The following is a 14,724-nucleotide window of genomic DNA, read 5'->3' as shown; positions in this document are numbered from 1 at the left end:
GACAAGCCTGCCGGCGCTGTGGCTAGCGGTTCGCCGGCAGGTCCGACTAAAGACAAGTACAGGCCGGATGCGAGCCTGCGGCGCAGCCGAAACCCACATGCGCCCCTCGCATCGCGGCGTCCGGAAAGATCCTTCTTGACCAAGTTTACCGATCTCGGCCTCGCCGAGCCCCTTCTCAAGGCGCTCGCGGCCGAGGGCTATGAGACGCCCACGCCGATCCAGGCGCAGGCGATTCCCCATATCCTGCAGGGCCGCGACCTGCTCGGCGCGGCGCAGACCGGCACCGGCAAGACCGCTGCCTTCTCGCTGCCGATGCTGCATCGCCTGCTCGGCAAGCCGCGCCAGATGTCGGCCCGCAGTGTGCGTGCGCTCATCCTGTCGCCGACGCGCGAGCTGGCCGCCCAGATTGAGGCCAGCATCCGCACCTATGGCCGCTTCACGTCGCTGAAGTCGGCGGTGATCTTCGGCGGCGTGCCCGTCGGCAAGCAGATCCGCGCGCTCGGCGAGAAGGTCGACATCCTCGTCGCCACGCCCGGCCGCCTGCTCGACCTCGTCGACCAGCGCGCCGTCTCGCTGCGCGAGATCGAATTCCTCGTCCTCGACGAGGCCGATCAGATGCTCGATCTCGGCTTCATCCATGCGCTGCGCCGCATTGCGACCCTGATCCCGAAGGAGCGCCACACGCTGCTCTTCTCGGCGACCATGCCGAAGCCGATCCGCGATATTGCTTCCGCCTACCTGACCGATCCGGTCGAGGTCGCGGTGGCGCCGGTCGCCACCACCGCCGAGAAGATCGACCAGCGCGTCATCTTCACGGATGCCCACGACAAGCCGGCGCTGCTGGCGAAGACGCTGAACGTGCCCGAGCTCGAGCGCGCCATCGTCTTCACCCGCACCAAGCACGGCGCCGACAAGGTCGTGCGCCAGCTCGGCACGTCCGGCATCGAGGCGGCCGCGATCCACGGCAACAAGAGCCAGGGCCAGCGCGAGCGGGCGCTCGGCGCCTTCCGCGACGGTTCGCTGCGCATCCTCGTCGCCACCGACATCGCCGCCCGCGGCATCGATGTCGACGGCATCAGCCATGTCGTGAATTTCGACCTGCCGAACGTGCCGGAGACCTATGTTCACCGGATCGGCCGCACGGCGCGCGCCGGCGCGGAGGGCATCGCCATCGCCTTCTGCACGCCGGAAGAGCGCGGCGACCTCGCCGCCATCGAGAAGCTGACCAAGGTCGCGATCACCCCGGTCGGCGCCGTGCCCTATTGGGACGGCCGTACGCCGAAGAAGCCGCCGCAGAACCAGCGCGGCGGCGGGCGTGGCCAGCAGCAGAACGGCGGCGGGCGCGGCCAAGGCCTTCCGCAGGGCCAGCAGGCTCGTCCGCAAGGGCAGCAGCAGCCGCGCGGCGGCAAGCCCGGTGAGGGCGGCCAGCGCAGCCAGCCCGCCAATGGCGCCCAGCGCCAGGAACGTCACGAGCGTCCGCGTCATCCCGAGCGAGGCCCGCGCCCTGAGCAGGCGGCGCAGCGAAAAGACGGCGCTTCCGCAAAAGAAGGGCTTGGCGGCGTCGCGTTCTTGCAGCAAAGAACACAGCAACCACGCACCAACGGCGCCCGGCGGCGCGCGCGCTGACGCGCGATCGACCAGAACAGGGCGAGCCTCCTCACGATGGCTCGCCCACGCGCCAGGAGCCGGATCCGGACAGATCGTTTGATCTGTCCGGTGAATTCGTCTCCGGACTATTGGTAGAGAACGCGTGATCCGATGAGATTGCCATGCAATCTGGTCGGCGCGCGCTCTAGGGCTCACGAAGGACGACAGATGGCGAAAGAAGAACTGCTTGAATTCGACGGCACCGTGGTCGAGGTGCTCCCGGACGGCAACTACCGGGTGAAGCTCGACAACGAGCACATCATCCTGGCCTATGCTGCCGGCAAGATGAAGAAGAACCGCATCCGTACGATCGCGGGCGACCGCGTCATCGTCGAGATGTCGCCTTACGATCTCGATCGCGGCCGCATCAATTTCCGCCAGAAGACGGCTGGTCCCGCCCCGGGCGGCCCGCCGCGCCAGAACTTCCGCCGGCGCTGATCGAAATGGCGCGCCTGTCGCGAAACGAATTGCTGTTCGTCGCGCTGGGCGCCGTCCTCGGTGCCGTCGTCGCCTATGCGGTCAAGACCGGCCTTGTCGCCCCCAATGGGGCCCTGCCGCCCTTCGCCATCGTGCTGATCGGGCTGGGCCTCGTCGAGTTGGTCGCCGGCTATGCCGCGGGCCGCTCGCCCGGCACGCTGGTCGGCATGCCCGCCCGTTTCCTCGCCTTCGTCGTCGGCGTCTGTGTCGTCCTGCTGGGCGGCAAGTTCGCCTGAGCGGGCAGGCTCCATCCACCAAACGTCATTCCGGGCAAGCGAAAGCAAGCATCCGCAATCCATCGTCGAGAGCCCGCGCTCCGATGGATTGCGGATCTGCGCCGCTGCCGCGGCTTGTCCGGAATGACGGTGACCCTCCCCCGAAAACCGCCCAAGAAAAAACCCCGGCGCGAAGGCCGGGGTGAAAGTGGTCGTTCCGTGGGTATACAAGGGTCTACATGAAACTCTGCCCGGTCCGCTCAGTAGCGGGCGCGGGACCAATACTGCGAGCCGGGGCTGACCATCACCTGGCGCTGCCGGGTCTCGTAGACGGCGGGAATCTCTTCCCGCACGACCTGGGTCGGACGCACCATCACCTTGCGCTGACGCTGCGTGTAGACGGCCGGGACCGTCTCGTAATCGACGGTGGCCGGGGAAACTTCGACGCGGCGGCTCTGGTAGCCGTAGCGGGCGGGCACATCGACCCAGCAGCCGACCATGTTGCCGTAGGCGTCGCGGGTGACTTCCCAGCGACGGGTGGCCGGAGAGACCAGCACCTGCTCCGTCACGGTCTCGTAGACGGCGGCGCGATGATGCGGGATGCGGCGCTCGGGGGCGATCATCACAGTGTCGGTGACGGTTTCGTATTCGGCGGGGACGACGCGATGCTGCGTCTGGGCCGGGCGGACCTGATAGGTCTCGTCGATCGAGCCGTAGACCGGCGGCGTGTTGACGAGGTTGTAGCAGGCGGAGCTGCCGCAACCGCCGGCCTGGGCGGCGGAAGCGCCGAGCAGAAGCACGGTCGCAAGGCTGGACGCGGCGATGGTCCCCGATGAAAGCGAGCGCAGCATGGTGGCCTGACCTGGTCGGTTCCGGCGCCGGGGCGCCGTTCGTTGGAGACAGGAAGCCCGTTCGAAGTGATGAACGCAAGGTAAACGCTAAAACAAGGTAAAATTAACCAATTCGGCGCCACCGGGCGCATTCATCCAGATTGCGCTCAAGTAAAGGAAAATGCTCGCTTTTTAGCGGTTGGAATGCGGGCGCGGCGCATGGCGGGACGTGAGCGGCTTCTTAACGACCTGCGCGGATACCGCAAGCGGGCCGCCTGCCTTTTCGATCCTACCGATCACGGTACGGGGCGGCCTCCGCGGGCCCGTTTCAGGCCGTGAACCCTTCGAATGCAGGACGCCGGCATCGGAATTGCTTTGCTATGAAGCGCACGGGTTTGAGCCGGTTTTACGCTGCATACCCGTGGGCTGGTCCGATCATCCGAAGCGGAGGCCGGGTGCTTCCCGGAAAGATCTGATGGGCGATCTCAAAGGCAACGCGTTCATCGCGCTCTATCTGGGTCTCACCGCGGTTGTGACGCTGGGCTGGGTCGGCGTGATCGGCTACGGCGCCTGGCATTTCTTGTTCGGGTAGCCCAGCCATCTCCCGGTAGGCAGTGGGAGGGAAGAACCGCCGTCAGGTCTGCCCCGGCCGTAGCTGGTAGAAGACGTGCTGGCCGATCGTATCCATCTTCTTCAGCCGCTTCGCCCAGTAAGGCCGCACGTAATTGGCGTGGTAATGGGTGGAGGCGCCGACTTCCGGCAGATAGGTCGTGCCGTCATAGACCTCGCGCGCGATCCTGACCGCGTCGCGCCAGGACGCGGGCTCTGTGATGCGCAGCGACTTGCCTTCGCAGGTGAAGGTGAACTGGCAAGCGAGATAGCGATTGCTGTTCTGGTAGACCACGCCGCAGACGCTGCTCGGATAGAGCCCGCTCTTGACTCGGTTCAGCACGACCTGCGCCACAGCCGCCTGGCCGAGCAGGGACTCGGAGCGGGCCTCGAAATAGACGGCTTCCGCGAGGCAGCGCTGCTCCTTCGCCATGCTCTCCGGCGCGATCAGGCTGGTATAGTCCTGCTTCACGCCGGGTTCGGCGAGGCGCAGGTCGCGATTGGCCGGCGCCGAGGCGAGCGCGATGCGCCCGCGCTGCTGCGGGGCGGCATGAGCGGGCAGGGCGGGGGGCGTCAACGTGCCCATGACCGAGCCGACAAGCGGGGTCGAGGACGAGCCCTGGCTGGCTTTCGGGACCGATGGCGAGGAGCCGTCGATGCTTTCCAGATGCAGCTCCGCCTGCCGTGCCGAGAGGATCTTCGGCTTGAACGGCGAGACCGGCGAGGAATCCGACAGGGCCGGATCGGTCAGCCCCTCGTCATTGGCATAGGGCTCGAAGCCGGTCTGCGGCCCATCGACGGCCTCGGCCGCGCGCAGGGCATCGATCGAGAAGCCGCCCGAGATCAGCTTCGGTTGGGTGTCGCCGAAGACGACGCGTTCCAGCTCGACGGAAGGATGTTCGGTGAGCCCCGGCCGCAGGCTCGGCAGCATGTCGCCCTTGGCGGTGCGGTCGACCTGGGGGAAGCTCGCGGCGGCGGAGCGCTTCATGTCCTCGCGCGGCGCGCGGGGATCGACGACGATGCGCCGCTCGGGATCCTCGAAGGAGAGTTTTGCCTGCGTGACGGCGGAGGTCAGGGCGAGGCCCGGCAGACGGAAGGCGCTGGCGGCGACCAGCATCGAGGGTCCTTCGGCCAGCTCGGAGACCGGACCGGGGGCGACGCGGGGAATGGCGCTGGAGGGCAGGCCGGTCGGCCCGAAATTCTGGCCGGCGGAGGCGGTGAAGGAGACGAGCATGCCGAACGACAGGGCCCAGGGCGCGACGGTGCTCGCGGCCCATCTGATGCCGAGGGGGCGTGCCTTCCGCCCATGCCTGTGCACACGCCAGTGACTCAAAGCGACACACCCGTCCCGATCGCACGGAACGAAAAGCGCTGCCGACTCGCGCGCCTTCGTTGGAAACCGTTATCACCTCGGTAAGGTTGAGCGCCGGTTAACGGCGCCGAACTCGCTTGCCTTCCATGTGTCGCCGTGATGCGAGATGTCACGAAATCGCGCTGGTTGCCGCCGGGGCAGGGCACTAACGTGTAGCCACACATTCGATGCTTCGGAGAGATCCATGACGCCCACTCCAGCGCGCAGCTATGCTCCGGAGATCATCGTCGCGGCCGGCTGCCTGATCGCCCTGATCACCTTCGGCCCCCGCGCCAGCGCCGGCCTGTTCCAAATTCCGATGACGGTCCAGTTCCACTGGGGCCGCGACACCTTCAGCCTGGCATTGGCGATCCAGAATCTGCTCTGGGGCCTCGGCGCGCCCTTTGCCGGCGCGATCGCCGACCGCTACGGCACGGTGCGCGTGCTCTGCGTCGGCGCGCTGCTCTATGCGGCCGGCCTCGTGACGATGGCCTATGCCACCTCGCCGCTGCAGCTCCATCTCGGCGCCGGCGTGCTGATCGGCTTCGGTCTCTCGGCCTGCTCGTTCAACCTCGTGCTCGCCGCCTTCGGCAAGCTCCTGCCCGAGCAGTGGCGTCCGATGGCCTTCGGCGCCGGCACGGCCGCCGGCTCCTTCGGCCAGTTCCTGTTCCCGCCGATCGGCAACATCCTGATCGACACGCTGGGCTGGCAGCAGGCGCTGGTCGTCTTCGCCTTCACGCTGCTGCCGATCCTGCCGATCTCGATCGTCATGGCGACGCGCAAGACCGGCGCTGCGGCCGGCGCCGCCGCGGCCAACCTGCCGAACCAGACCATCGTGCAGGCGCTGGGCGAGGCCTTCAAGCACCGCAGCTACGTCCTGCTCGTGCTCGGCTTCTTCACCTGCGGCTTCCAGCTCGCCTTCATCACCGTGCATATGCCGGCCTATCTCAAGGATGCCGGCCTGCCGGCCTGGGTCGGCGGCTGGACCCTCGCGGTCATCGGCCTCGCCAACGCCGTCGGCTCGCTCTCCTCGGGCTGGCTCTCGACGCGGATGCCGAAGCGCCATCTCCTCGCCTGGATCTATCTCGGTCGCGCCGTGGCGATCGCCGCGTTCATCCTGCTGCCGCCGAGCCCGACCACCGCGATCACCTTCGGCGTCGTCATCGGCCTGTTCTGGCTCTCGACCGTGCCGCCGACCTCCTCGCTGGTGATGCTGATGTTCGGCACCAAGTACATGGCGATGCTCTATGGCTTCGCCTTCTTCTCGCACCAGGTCGGCGGGTTTCTTGGGGTCTGGCTCGGCGGCGTGCTCTACGAATCGATGGGCAACTACCAGTTCGTCTGGTGGCTCTCCGTCGCGCTCGGCGTCGCCTCGGCCCTGATCAACCTGCCGATCGTCGAGCGCCCGGTGCAGAGGCCGGAAGCGCAGCCCGCCTGATCGGGAAGACGAACCTGAATACGGCCGATGGGGTTGCGGTGGCGTCGCGCCGCTGCAACCTTGTCGGCCTTCGTGTTTGTATGTTCCGGAGATGGTGATGACGACGTTCAAGGCCCTCGTGGCGACCAAGGGCGAGGCCGGGCCGAATCTCGCTTTCACCGATTTCGCCGAGAGCGATCTGATGGAGGGCGATGTCACCGTCCGCGTCACGCATTCGACGGTGAACTACAAGGACGGGCTCGCGGTCACCGGCAAGGCGCCGGTGGTGCGGCGCTGGCCGATGATCCCCGGCATCGACTTCGCCGGCCGGGTCGAGACTTCCGACCATCCCGATTTCAAGCCGGGCGATCTGGTCGTCCTCAATGGCTGGGGCACGGGCGAGACGCATCTCGGCGCCTATGCCCAGAAGAGCCGCGTCAAGGGTGATTGGCTGGTGCCGCTGCCGGCGGGTCTCACGCCCGCCGAAGCCATGGCGATCGGCACGGCCGGCTATACGGCGATGCTCTGCGTGCTCGCGCTCGAAAAGCACGGCCTGAAACCCGCCGATGGCCCGGTCGTCGTCACCGGCGCGGCCGGCGGCGTCGGCTCGGTCGCGATCGCCCTGCTCGCCAAGGCCGGCTGGCACGTCGTCGCCTCGACCGGCCGGGCCGAGGAGGCCGATTACCTCAAGAGCTTGGGCGCCGCCGAGATCATCGACCGCAACGAGCTCTCGCAGCCCGGCCGTCCGCTCGGCAAGGAGCGCTGGATTGCCGGCGTCGATGCCGTCGGCTCGCACACCCTCGCGAACCTGCTCTCGATGACGAAGTACGGCGGCGCCATCGCCGCTTGCGGTCTCGCGCAAGGCATGGACCTGCCCGCCTCTGTCGCGCCCTTCATCCTGCGCGGCGTCGCTCTGCTCGGCGTCGATTCGGTGATGTGCCCGAAACCGCGCCGGATCGAGGCCTGGCAGCGCCTCGCCAGCGATCTCGACCGCGACAAGCTCGCCCTGATCACCACGACGATCCCGCTGGAGGCCGTGATCGAGACCGGCAAGGCGATCGTCGAGGGCAAGGTCAAGGGCCGGGTGGTGGTCGAGATCGGCTGAAGCGACCCGCTTCGAAGAAAAGCGTGGGTCATCCCGGACGCAGCGAAGCGGGGGATCCGGGATCCATTCCGGAACCTTCTTCGGTCGCGTTCCGGCATGGATCCCGGGTCAAGCCCGGGATGACGGCGTGTTTCCGAGGAAAATCGGGAGAGTCCGAGACACTAGCCCTCGAACAGCGCCCGCTGCCGCGCGAGTTCGTTGCTGCAGAAATCCATGAAGGCGCGCACGCGCGGCACATGGCGGATATCGGGATGGGTCAGCACCCACAGGCCCGTGGCGAAATCCGGATTGGGTGGCAGAAGCCGGATCAGGTCCGGCCGCTGGTCGGCGATGAAGCAGGGCAGCGGGCCGATGCCGAGGCCCTGCGCCACCGCCTCGGCGATGCCCAGCACGGCCGAGCTCTTCAGCGCGATCCGCTCCGGCGCGACATGCTCGCGCACGAAGCGCGCCGCCTTCACATGCGAGAGCTGGTCGCCGAGCGCCACCCAGTCGCGCTGGTAGAGCAGGGCAGGGCTCGCTTCTTCTTCGGGCGTGATGCCATCCGCGGTGGGGCCATAGATCGCCCAGGCGATGGTGGCGATGCGCCGGCCGACCAGCGTCTCACCCGGCGTGTCGCTGGCGCGGATCGCGATATCGGCGTCGCGCTTCGACAGGTTGAGAGCCTGGTTGCCGATGACGACATCGAGCCGGATCAGCGGATGCGCCTGGCGGAACGCGGCGAAGATCGGCAGCAGCACGTTCTGGTAGAGCGTGTCGGTCGTGGTGATCCGCAATTCGCCGGAGGGGGCGACGTCGCGCCCGGCGAGGCGCCGGGCGAAGGCGGTGACGTCCTCGTCCATGCGGCTCGCCAGCGCCGCCATCTCGGCGCCGGCCACGGTCGCGACATAGCCGGTCTTGCGCCGCTCGAAGAGCGGCAGGCCGACGAGCTCCTCGATCTGGCCGAGCCGCCGGAACACGGTCGAATGATTGACCGAAAGCGCGGCGGCCGCCCCGGTCAGCCCGTCGTGATCGGCGATCGCCTTGATCAGCCGGAAATCGTCCCAGGCGAGCTTGGCATTCATCGGCACCGCGTCCTCCTGCGCGCACGCAAGCCGATATCTTGCAATGATGCAAGCTTGGATCGCCGTCATGCTCGGGTTTGACCCGAGCATCTCAGGACGGAGGGCTCCTGCGCCTTGCTTTCAAGAGATTCTCGGGTCTGCGCTTCGCTTCGCCTGAGAATGACGCCTGAGCCTCAGCGCGGCGCCGCCGCGCGCCGCAGACGGTCGTTGATCGCCTCGCCCAGCCCATGCTCGGGAATGCGGGCGACCGCGATGGTCTTCCGCCCCATCTCGTCGAGCCGGCGCATATAGCCGAAGAGATGGGCGGCAGCCTCGCGCAGATCGCCGCTGGGGCTCAGATTGAGCGAAGCCGCATGCTCGCGACCCTCGGGGCCGAAGCCGAGCCAGGCCTCGCCATCCTCCGGCGCTTCCGCATCGAGCCTGACCCGCGCTGCCGGCGCATAATGCGAGGCGAGCATGCCGGGCGAGATCGGCGCGTGGCCGGCATCGCCCGCGATCACCAGCGGCCGGCCGATGACATGCTCGATCGCTGCGCGCGGCACCCCGCCGGGGCGCAGCAACCGCGGCGCGCCGTCGAGGCAGGCGACGATCGTCGATTCGACGCCGACCTCGGTCGGGCCGGCATCGAGGACGGCGTCGATGCGTCCGTCCAGATCGGCCAGGACATGAGCAGCGCTGGTTGCGCTGATCCGGCCCGAGCGGTTGGCGGAAGGCGCCGCGATCGGCCGCCCGGCCGCTTCCAGCACCGCATGCGCGACCGGATGGGCCGGAACGCGCAACGCCACGGAGGGAAGTCCCGCCCGGGCGAGATCGCTGACCGTGCAACCGGACGAAGCCGGCACGACCAGCGTCAATGGTCCCGGCCAGAAGGCTTGCGCCAGCGCCAGCGCATTCGCATCGAACAGGCCCTGCCGGCGCGCGGTCGCGAGATCGGGCAGGTGCGAGATCAGCGGGTTGAAGCTGGGCCGTTCCTTGGCGGTGTAGATGCCCGCGACAGCGGTGCCGGAGGTCGCATCGGCGGCGAGCCCGTAGACGGTCTCCGTCGGCAACGCGACGAGCCCGCCCGCGCGCAGCAGCGCCGCAGCCTCGGCGATGCCGGAGGCATCGGCGACGAGGGCCTTGGTCTGGCGGGAGGCGGGCAGGGGCTGGTTCACGAGGCGATTGACCGATGATTGTTTATATATAAACTAACTGACGGGCGCGACACGGGACGAAGGTCGCGCTCGCTTGCGCGTGGCTTAGGCGATAGTTCCTCGCTACCATCGCGGCAACGGCAAATGCAGGCTGTGGCTGCCTTCTAGGGCAAGCGCCGGCCTCAGGGAGAGACGATTATGAGCTATCGCGCCCCGGTTTCGGACATGCTCTCCACCATGCGCCACGTCGCGGGCCTCGACCGGCTGATCGCTGACGGGCTGGCACCGGAGCTCGAAGGCGGCGTGGCGGAAGCCGTGCTCGACGAGGCCGCGAAATTCGCCACCGACGTGATAGCGCCGCTGAACCGCGTCGGCGATCTCACCGGCTCGAAGCTGAAGGACGGCGCCGTCACCACGCCGCCGGGCTGGAAGGAGGCCTACAAGGCCTGGGCCGAGGCCGGCTGGAACGCTCTGCCGGCGCCGGAAGCCTATGGCGGGCAGGGCCTGCCGACGCTGCTGCAATCGGCCTGCATCGAGATGTGGAACTCGGCCGCCTTCGCCTTTGCGCTCGGCCCGCTGCTGACGGTCGGCGCGATCGAGGCACTTTATGCCCATGGCTCGGACCATCTCAAGGAGACCTATCTCGCCAAGCTCGTCTCCGGCGAGTGGATGGGCACGATGAACCTGACCGAGCCGCAGGCGGGCTCCGACCTCAACGCGCTGCGCAGCAAGGCCGAGCGCGTCGGCGACGGCACCTACCGCATCACCGGCCAGAAGATCTTCATCACCTACGGCGAGCACGACTTGACCAAGAACATCGTCCACTTGGTGCTGGCGCGTCTGCCCGACGCACCTCCCGGCACGCGCGGCATCTCGCTCTTCCTCGTGCCGAAATTCATGGTCAATGCCGACGGCTCGCTCGGCGCGCATAACGACCTGCGCTGCTCCGGCATCGAGCACAAGCTCGGCATCCATGCCTCGCCGACCTGCTCGATGGCCTTCGGCGACAACGGCGGTGCGATCGGCTGGCTGATCGGCGAGGAGAATCGCGGCCTCGCCTGCATGTTCACGATGATGAACAACGCCCGCCTCAACGTCGCCTTGCAGGGCGTCGCCATTGCCGAGCGCGCCTATCAGCAGGCGCTCGCCTTCGCCCATGAGCGCAAGCAGGGCGCCGCGCTCGATGCGCCCAAGGGTGCCCCGATGAGCCCGATCATCGTCCACCCGGACGTGCGCCGCATGCTGATGGACATGCGCGCCAAGACGCAAGGTGCCCGCGCGATCTCCTATCAGGTCGCGGAGGCGCTCGACCGCTCGCATCGCGAGACCGACGAGGCCAGGCGCAAGGCCGCCTCCGAGCGCGCCGCCATCCTCACGCCGATCGCCAAGGCCTATGCGACGGATATCGGCATCGACGTCGCCTCGACCGGCGTGCAGGTCCATGGCGGCATGGGCTTCGTCGAGGAGACCGGAGCCGCCCAGCATCTGCGCGATGCCCGCATCGCCGCGATCTACGAGGGCACCAACGGCATCCAGGCGATCGACCTCGTCACCCGCAAGCTGCCGCTGTCCGATGGCGATGCGGTGCATGCTCTGATCAACGAGATGCGCGGCATCGTCGGCGAGGTCGAGCGCGCCAACACCCCGGCCTTCGGCCATGCCGCCGCCCGCCTCGGTGCGGCCGTCGATGCGCTGGAACGCGCCACGGAATGGATGCTCGGCGCGCTCGGCGGCAAGCCCGCCGACGCGCTGGCGGGCGCCACGCCCTATCTCAAGCTCTTCGCGCTGACGCAAGGCGGCACGGGTTTGGCGAAGAAGGCGCTTGCCACGCGCTCGGAAGCCGAAGGCACAGCCGATCTCGCCACCGCCCGCTTCTATGCCGAGTGCATCGCGACCGAGGCCCCCGCTCTCGAGCTTGCGGTGACGGAAGGTGCCGGCGCCATCGCCGACGCGGCCGCGGTCTTCGCCGCGTGAGCGCAGCCGCGTCCCGCTCAGGCCGCCGCGCCCTTGCGGGCGCGGATATGCAGGAAGAGCGGGACGATATGCGTGTCGGCGAGATAGGGGACGGCCTTCGCCGTCTCGGCATCGACATGCGGCTCGGCCATGTGCTCGATCGTGAACCCAGCCGCGACGATCATCGCCACCCATTGGCTCAGCGTGCGGTGGAAGCGCGGCACACGGAAGGGCTCGACGCTGGCCTTGACCGCGGCCGGTGCGGCGCCGAAGCGCCAGGTCTCGATCTCGCCGTCGACGCCGTCGAAATACCGGCCGACCTCGATCGCGCGGATTTGGCCGGCATCGTCGCGCAGCACCTTGCGATAGGGCGGGGCAAAGCAGGGGTGGAGAATAGAGAACTGCAGGAAGCCGCCGGGCTTCAGCACGCGCGCCGCTTCCGCCAGCGCCTTGTCCTGGAAAGGCATGTCCATCAGCGACATGAAGGCCGTGGCGAAGTCGAACTGCGCGTCGGCGAAGGGCAGGGCGGTGCCGTCGCCGAACCGGTACTCGATGCCGAGCGGCGCTGTGGCTTCCGCCTCCTGCGCATGGCGGATGAAGGTCGGCGCGATGTCGACGGCGGTCATGAGCCCGCCGGCTTCGGCGAGCTTGCGCGTGTTCGAGCCTTCGCCGCAGCCGATATCAAGCCCGTTCAGGCCAGTGATGTCAGGCAGGTTCGCCAGGAAGACCGGGGTGTTCTGCGCGTCGCGATAGAGGTCGTAGCCGGCGCGCGCGTGCCGGGTCCAGATTTCGGCATTGGCCTCCCAGCAGGCGGCGACATCGGTACTGTCCATGGTGCTGCTCCGTTGCGAGGGGAGCGGGGCTATAGAGCAGCGGATGGAGCGTGGCTAGCCGATTTCCGTTCCAACCGCGCGGGGCATCCCGGGCGGAGCGAAGCGCAGACCGGGGATCCATGCCGGAGCGCTTCCAGCAAGGGTTCAGGCATAGATCCCGGATCGGCGCCGCTGACGCGGCTTGTCCGGGATGACCAGGGCGGGGCGGGGTGGATTGCTCCACCAAAGCTGGGCCAGCCGGCATGACGACGACGCAACCGCCCCTCTCCAACCGAATTTGCCTCGTCGCCGGCGCCTCGCGCGGGGTCGGACGCGGCATCGCCAGGGCCTTGGGCGAGGCCGGCGCGACCGTCATCGTCACGGGCCGCTCCAGCGAGGCCGGGCCGCGGACCGACCAGCGCCTGGAGACCTTCGAGGACGCGGCCCGCGAGGTCGAGGCGGCCGGCGGCAAGGGCTATCCCTATCGCTGCGACCATACCAGCGAGCGCGATGTCGACGGGCTCGTGGCCTGGGCGCTGCGCCGCTTCGGCCGGCTGGACTGCGTCGTCGATGCGGTCTGGGGCGGCAATGAAGGTTATGACGGCGAGCGCTATCCCGATGGCTCAAGCTTCGGCACGCCGTTCTGGCGTCGCCCGGTTGCGCGATTGGGCGAGAGCTTCGAGAGCGGCGTCTATGCCCAGCTGCTGCTGGCGCGGGCGGTGGCGCCGGCGATGGTGCAGGCCCGCTCGGGGCTGATCGTCACGCTGAGCTTTGACATGGCGGGCGGCTATCTCGGCGATGTCTTCTACGACCTCGCCAAGGCGGCGATGAACCGGCTGAGCTTCGCGATGGCTGAGGAGCTGAAGCCCTTCGGCGTCACGGCGCTCGGCCTCTCGCCGGGCCATGTCCTGACCGAGCGCGTTCGCGATGCGGGCCTGGCTGCCGAGACCACCGAAACCCCGTTCTATGCGGGCCGCGCCGTCGCTGCGCTCGCCGCCGACCCCGCCGTCGCGCGCTATGCGGGACAGGTTCTCCATGTCGCCGATCTGGCGCGCGCTTATGGTTTCACCGACCGGGACGGTTCGCAGCCGGCCCGCTACGTCATCACCAACGAACAGGGAGGCGGCGATGTCGCTCAAGGGTAAGACGCTTTTCATCACCGGCGGCTCGCGCGGCATCGGCTTGGCCATCGCGCTCCGGGCGGCGCGGGACGGCGCCAACGTCACCATCGCCGCCAAGACGGCCGAGCCGCATCCCAAGCTCCCCGGCACGATCTACACCTCCGCTGCCGAGATCGAGGCGGCCGGCGGCAAATGCCTGCCCTTGATGGTCGATGTCCGCGACGAGCAGAGCGTCGCCGAGGCGATCGCCAAGACCGCCGAGACCTTCGGCGGCATCGACATCGTCGTGAACAATGCCAGCGCGATCCAGCTCAGCAACACCCAGACGACCGACATGAAGCGCTTCGATCTGATGCACCAGATCAACACCCGCGGCACCTTCATGGTCTCGAAATACGCCATTCCGCACCTGGCGAAGGCCGAGAACCCGCATATCCTGATGCTCTCGCCCCCGCTCGACATGAAGACGCAGTGGTTTGCGCCGCACTTGGCTTATTCGATCGCGAAATACGGCATGAGCCTGTGCGTGCTCGGCCTTGCCGGCGAATTGGCGCGCCAGGGCATAGCCGTCAACGCGCTCTGGCCGCGCACGACGATCGCGACCGCCGCCGTCCAGAACCTGCTCGGCGGCGACAAGATGGTGCAGGCGAGCCGCACGCCCGAAATCCTCGCCGACGCCGCCCATATGATCTTCTCGAAGCCGTCCCGCGAGTTCTCCGGCAACTTCCTGATCGACGACAGCTTCATGGCGGGCGAGGGCGTCACCGATTTCAGCCCCTACCGCGTCGACCCGTCGGTGCCGCTGATGCCGGATTTCTTCGTGCCGGCCGACAGCCTGCCGCCGCAGGGCGTGAAGGGCGGGGTGTGAGATCGTCGATCCGCACCGTCATTCCGGACAAGCCGCGAAGCGGCGCCGATCCGGAAGCCATCGGAGGGTACGGCGCCCTATGATGGATTCCGGGTCTCCGCGTCGCTCCGGCCGGAATGACGAGG

General features: G+C 68.1%; 13 protein-coding genes. 8 read left to right on the top strand and 5 right to left on the bottom strand.

Features of this window, described 5'->3' with window-relative positions:
- The first annotated feature begins 135 nt into the window (after nucleotides 1-135).
- The 3 genes from JHD80_RS11020 to JHD80_RS11010 all read left to right on the top strand — a co-directional run bounded on the left by JHD80_RS11020 (nucleotide 136) and on the right by JHD80_RS11010 (nucleotide 2,360).
- A complete protein-coding gene (locus JHD80_RS11020) occupies nucleotides 136-1,626 on the top strand; it encodes a DEAD/DEAH box helicase (RefSeq protein WP_199086993.1) in 1,491 nt (496 codons plus the stop codon).
- Between the two features lie 189 nt (nucleotides 1,627-1,815).
- Nucleotides 1,816-2,085 (top strand): translation initiation factor IF-1, encoded by a 270-nt coding sequence (gene infA / locus JHD80_RS11015; RefSeq protein WP_061964687.1) that lies wholly within the window; start codon nucleotides 1,816-1,818, stop codon nucleotides 2,083-2,085.
- Nucleotides 2,086-2,090: 5 nt separating this feature from the next.
- Nucleotides 2,091-2,360, top strand: a complete 270-nt coding sequence (locus JHD80_RS11010) for a hypothetical protein (RefSeq protein ID WP_199086992.1) — start codon at nucleotides 2,091-2,093, stop codon at nucleotides 2,358-2,360.
- Between the two features lie 239 nt (nucleotides 2,361-2,599).
- On the opposite strand, the gene JHD80_RS11005 is transcribed toward JHD80_RS11010, so the two are convergent.
- Both JHD80_RS11005 and JHD80_RS29105 read right to left on the bottom strand, forming a co-directional pair.
- Nucleotides 2,600-3,190 carry a hypothetical protein gene (locus JHD80_RS11005; RefSeq protein WP_199086991.1) on the bottom strand — a complete coding sequence of 197 codons (591 nt, stop codon included), beginning with the start codon at nucleotides 3,188-3,190 and terminating at the stop codon, nucleotides 2,600-2,602.
- Nucleotides 3,191-3,803: 613 nt separating this feature from the next.
- On the bottom strand, nucleotides 3,804-5,012 hold the full coding sequence (locus JHD80_RS29105) for a cell wall hydrolase (RefSeq protein ID WP_199086990.1): 1,209 nt from the start codon (nucleotides 5,010-5,012) through the stop codon (nucleotides 3,804-3,806).
- Between the two features lie 322 nt (nucleotides 5,013-5,334).
- Here JHD80_RS29105 and JHD80_RS10995 point away from each other — a divergent pair, with 322 nt between their 5' ends.
- Both JHD80_RS10995 and acuI read left to right on the top strand, forming a co-directional pair.
- On the top strand, nucleotides 5,335-6,567 hold the full coding sequence (locus tag JHD80_RS10995; RefSeq protein WP_199086988.1) for an MFS transporter: 1,233 nt from the start codon (nucleotides 5,335-5,337) through the stop codon (nucleotides 6,565-6,567).
- Nucleotides 6,568-6,664: 97 nt separating this feature from the next.
- Nucleotides 6,665-7,651 (top strand): acrylyl-CoA reductase (NADPH), encoded by a 987-nt coding sequence (acuI, locus tag JHD80_RS10990; RefSeq protein ID WP_199086986.1) that lies wholly within the window; start codon nucleotides 6,665-6,667, stop codon nucleotides 7,649-7,651.
- Nucleotides 7,652-7,812: 161 nt separating this feature from the next.
- Here the strand turns inward: acuI and JHD80_RS10985 are convergent, their stop codons facing one another.
- On the bottom strand, nucleotides 7,813-8,712 hold the full coding sequence (locus JHD80_RS10985; RefSeq protein WP_199087013.1) for a LysR family transcriptional regulator: 900 nt from the start codon (nucleotides 8,710-8,712) through the stop codon (nucleotides 7,813-7,815).
- Nucleotides 8,713-8,885: 173 nt separating this feature from the next.
- Nucleotides 8,886-9,866 carry an L-threonylcarbamoyladenylate synthase gene (locus tag JHD80_RS10980; RefSeq protein ID WP_199086984.1) on the bottom strand — a complete coding sequence of 327 codons (981 nt, stop codon included), beginning with the start codon at nucleotides 9,864-9,866 and terminating at the stop codon, nucleotides 8,886-8,888.
- Between the two features lie 177 nt (nucleotides 9,867-10,043).
- Between JHD80_RS10980 and JHD80_RS10975 the strand changes: the two genes are divergently transcribed.
- Nucleotides 10,044-11,819, top strand: coding sequence for an acyl-CoA dehydrogenase (locus tag JHD80_RS10975; RefSeq protein WP_199086982.1), 1,776 nt, complete (start codon nucleotides 10,044-10,046; stop codon nucleotides 11,817-11,819).
- Nucleotides 11,820-11,836: 17 nt separating this feature from the next.
- On the opposite strand, the gene JHD80_RS10970 is transcribed toward JHD80_RS10975, so the two are convergent.
- The gene (locus JHD80_RS10970; RefSeq protein WP_199086980.1) at nucleotides 11,837-12,631 is read right to left on the bottom strand and encodes a class I SAM-dependent methyltransferase; all 795 of its coding nucleotides are present in this window, start codon (nucleotides 12,629-12,631) and stop codon (nucleotides 11,837-11,839) included.
- A gap of 242 nt (nucleotides 12,632-12,873) precedes the next feature.
- On the opposite strand from JHD80_RS10970, the gene JHD80_RS10965 reads away from it, so the two are divergent.
- The gene (locus tag JHD80_RS10965) at nucleotides 12,874-13,755 is read left to right on the top strand and encodes an SDR family NAD(P)-dependent oxidoreductase (RefSeq protein ID WP_199086978.1); all 882 of its coding nucleotides are present in this window, start codon (nucleotides 12,874-12,876) and stop codon (nucleotides 13,753-13,755) included.
- Nucleotides 13,739-14,599 carry an SDR family oxidoreductase gene (locus tag JHD80_RS10960; protein WP_199086976.1) on the top strand — a complete coding sequence of 287 codons (861 nt, stop codon included), beginning with the start codon at nucleotides 13,739-13,741 and terminating at the stop codon, nucleotides 14,597-14,599. The genes JHD80_RS10965 and JHD80_RS10960 overlap by 17 nt, the downstream gene beginning before the upstream one ends.
- Nucleotides 14,600-14,724 lie beyond the last annotated feature (125 nt).

This window comes from Allobosea sp. ASV33 (assembly GCF_016428755.1).
Lineage (GTDB): Bacteria > Pseudomonadota > Alphaproteobacteria > Rhizobiales > Beijerinckiaceae > Allobosea.
Note: the sequence above shows the minus strand (reverse complement) of the source record. Positions and strands in the feature narration are given on the sequence as shown.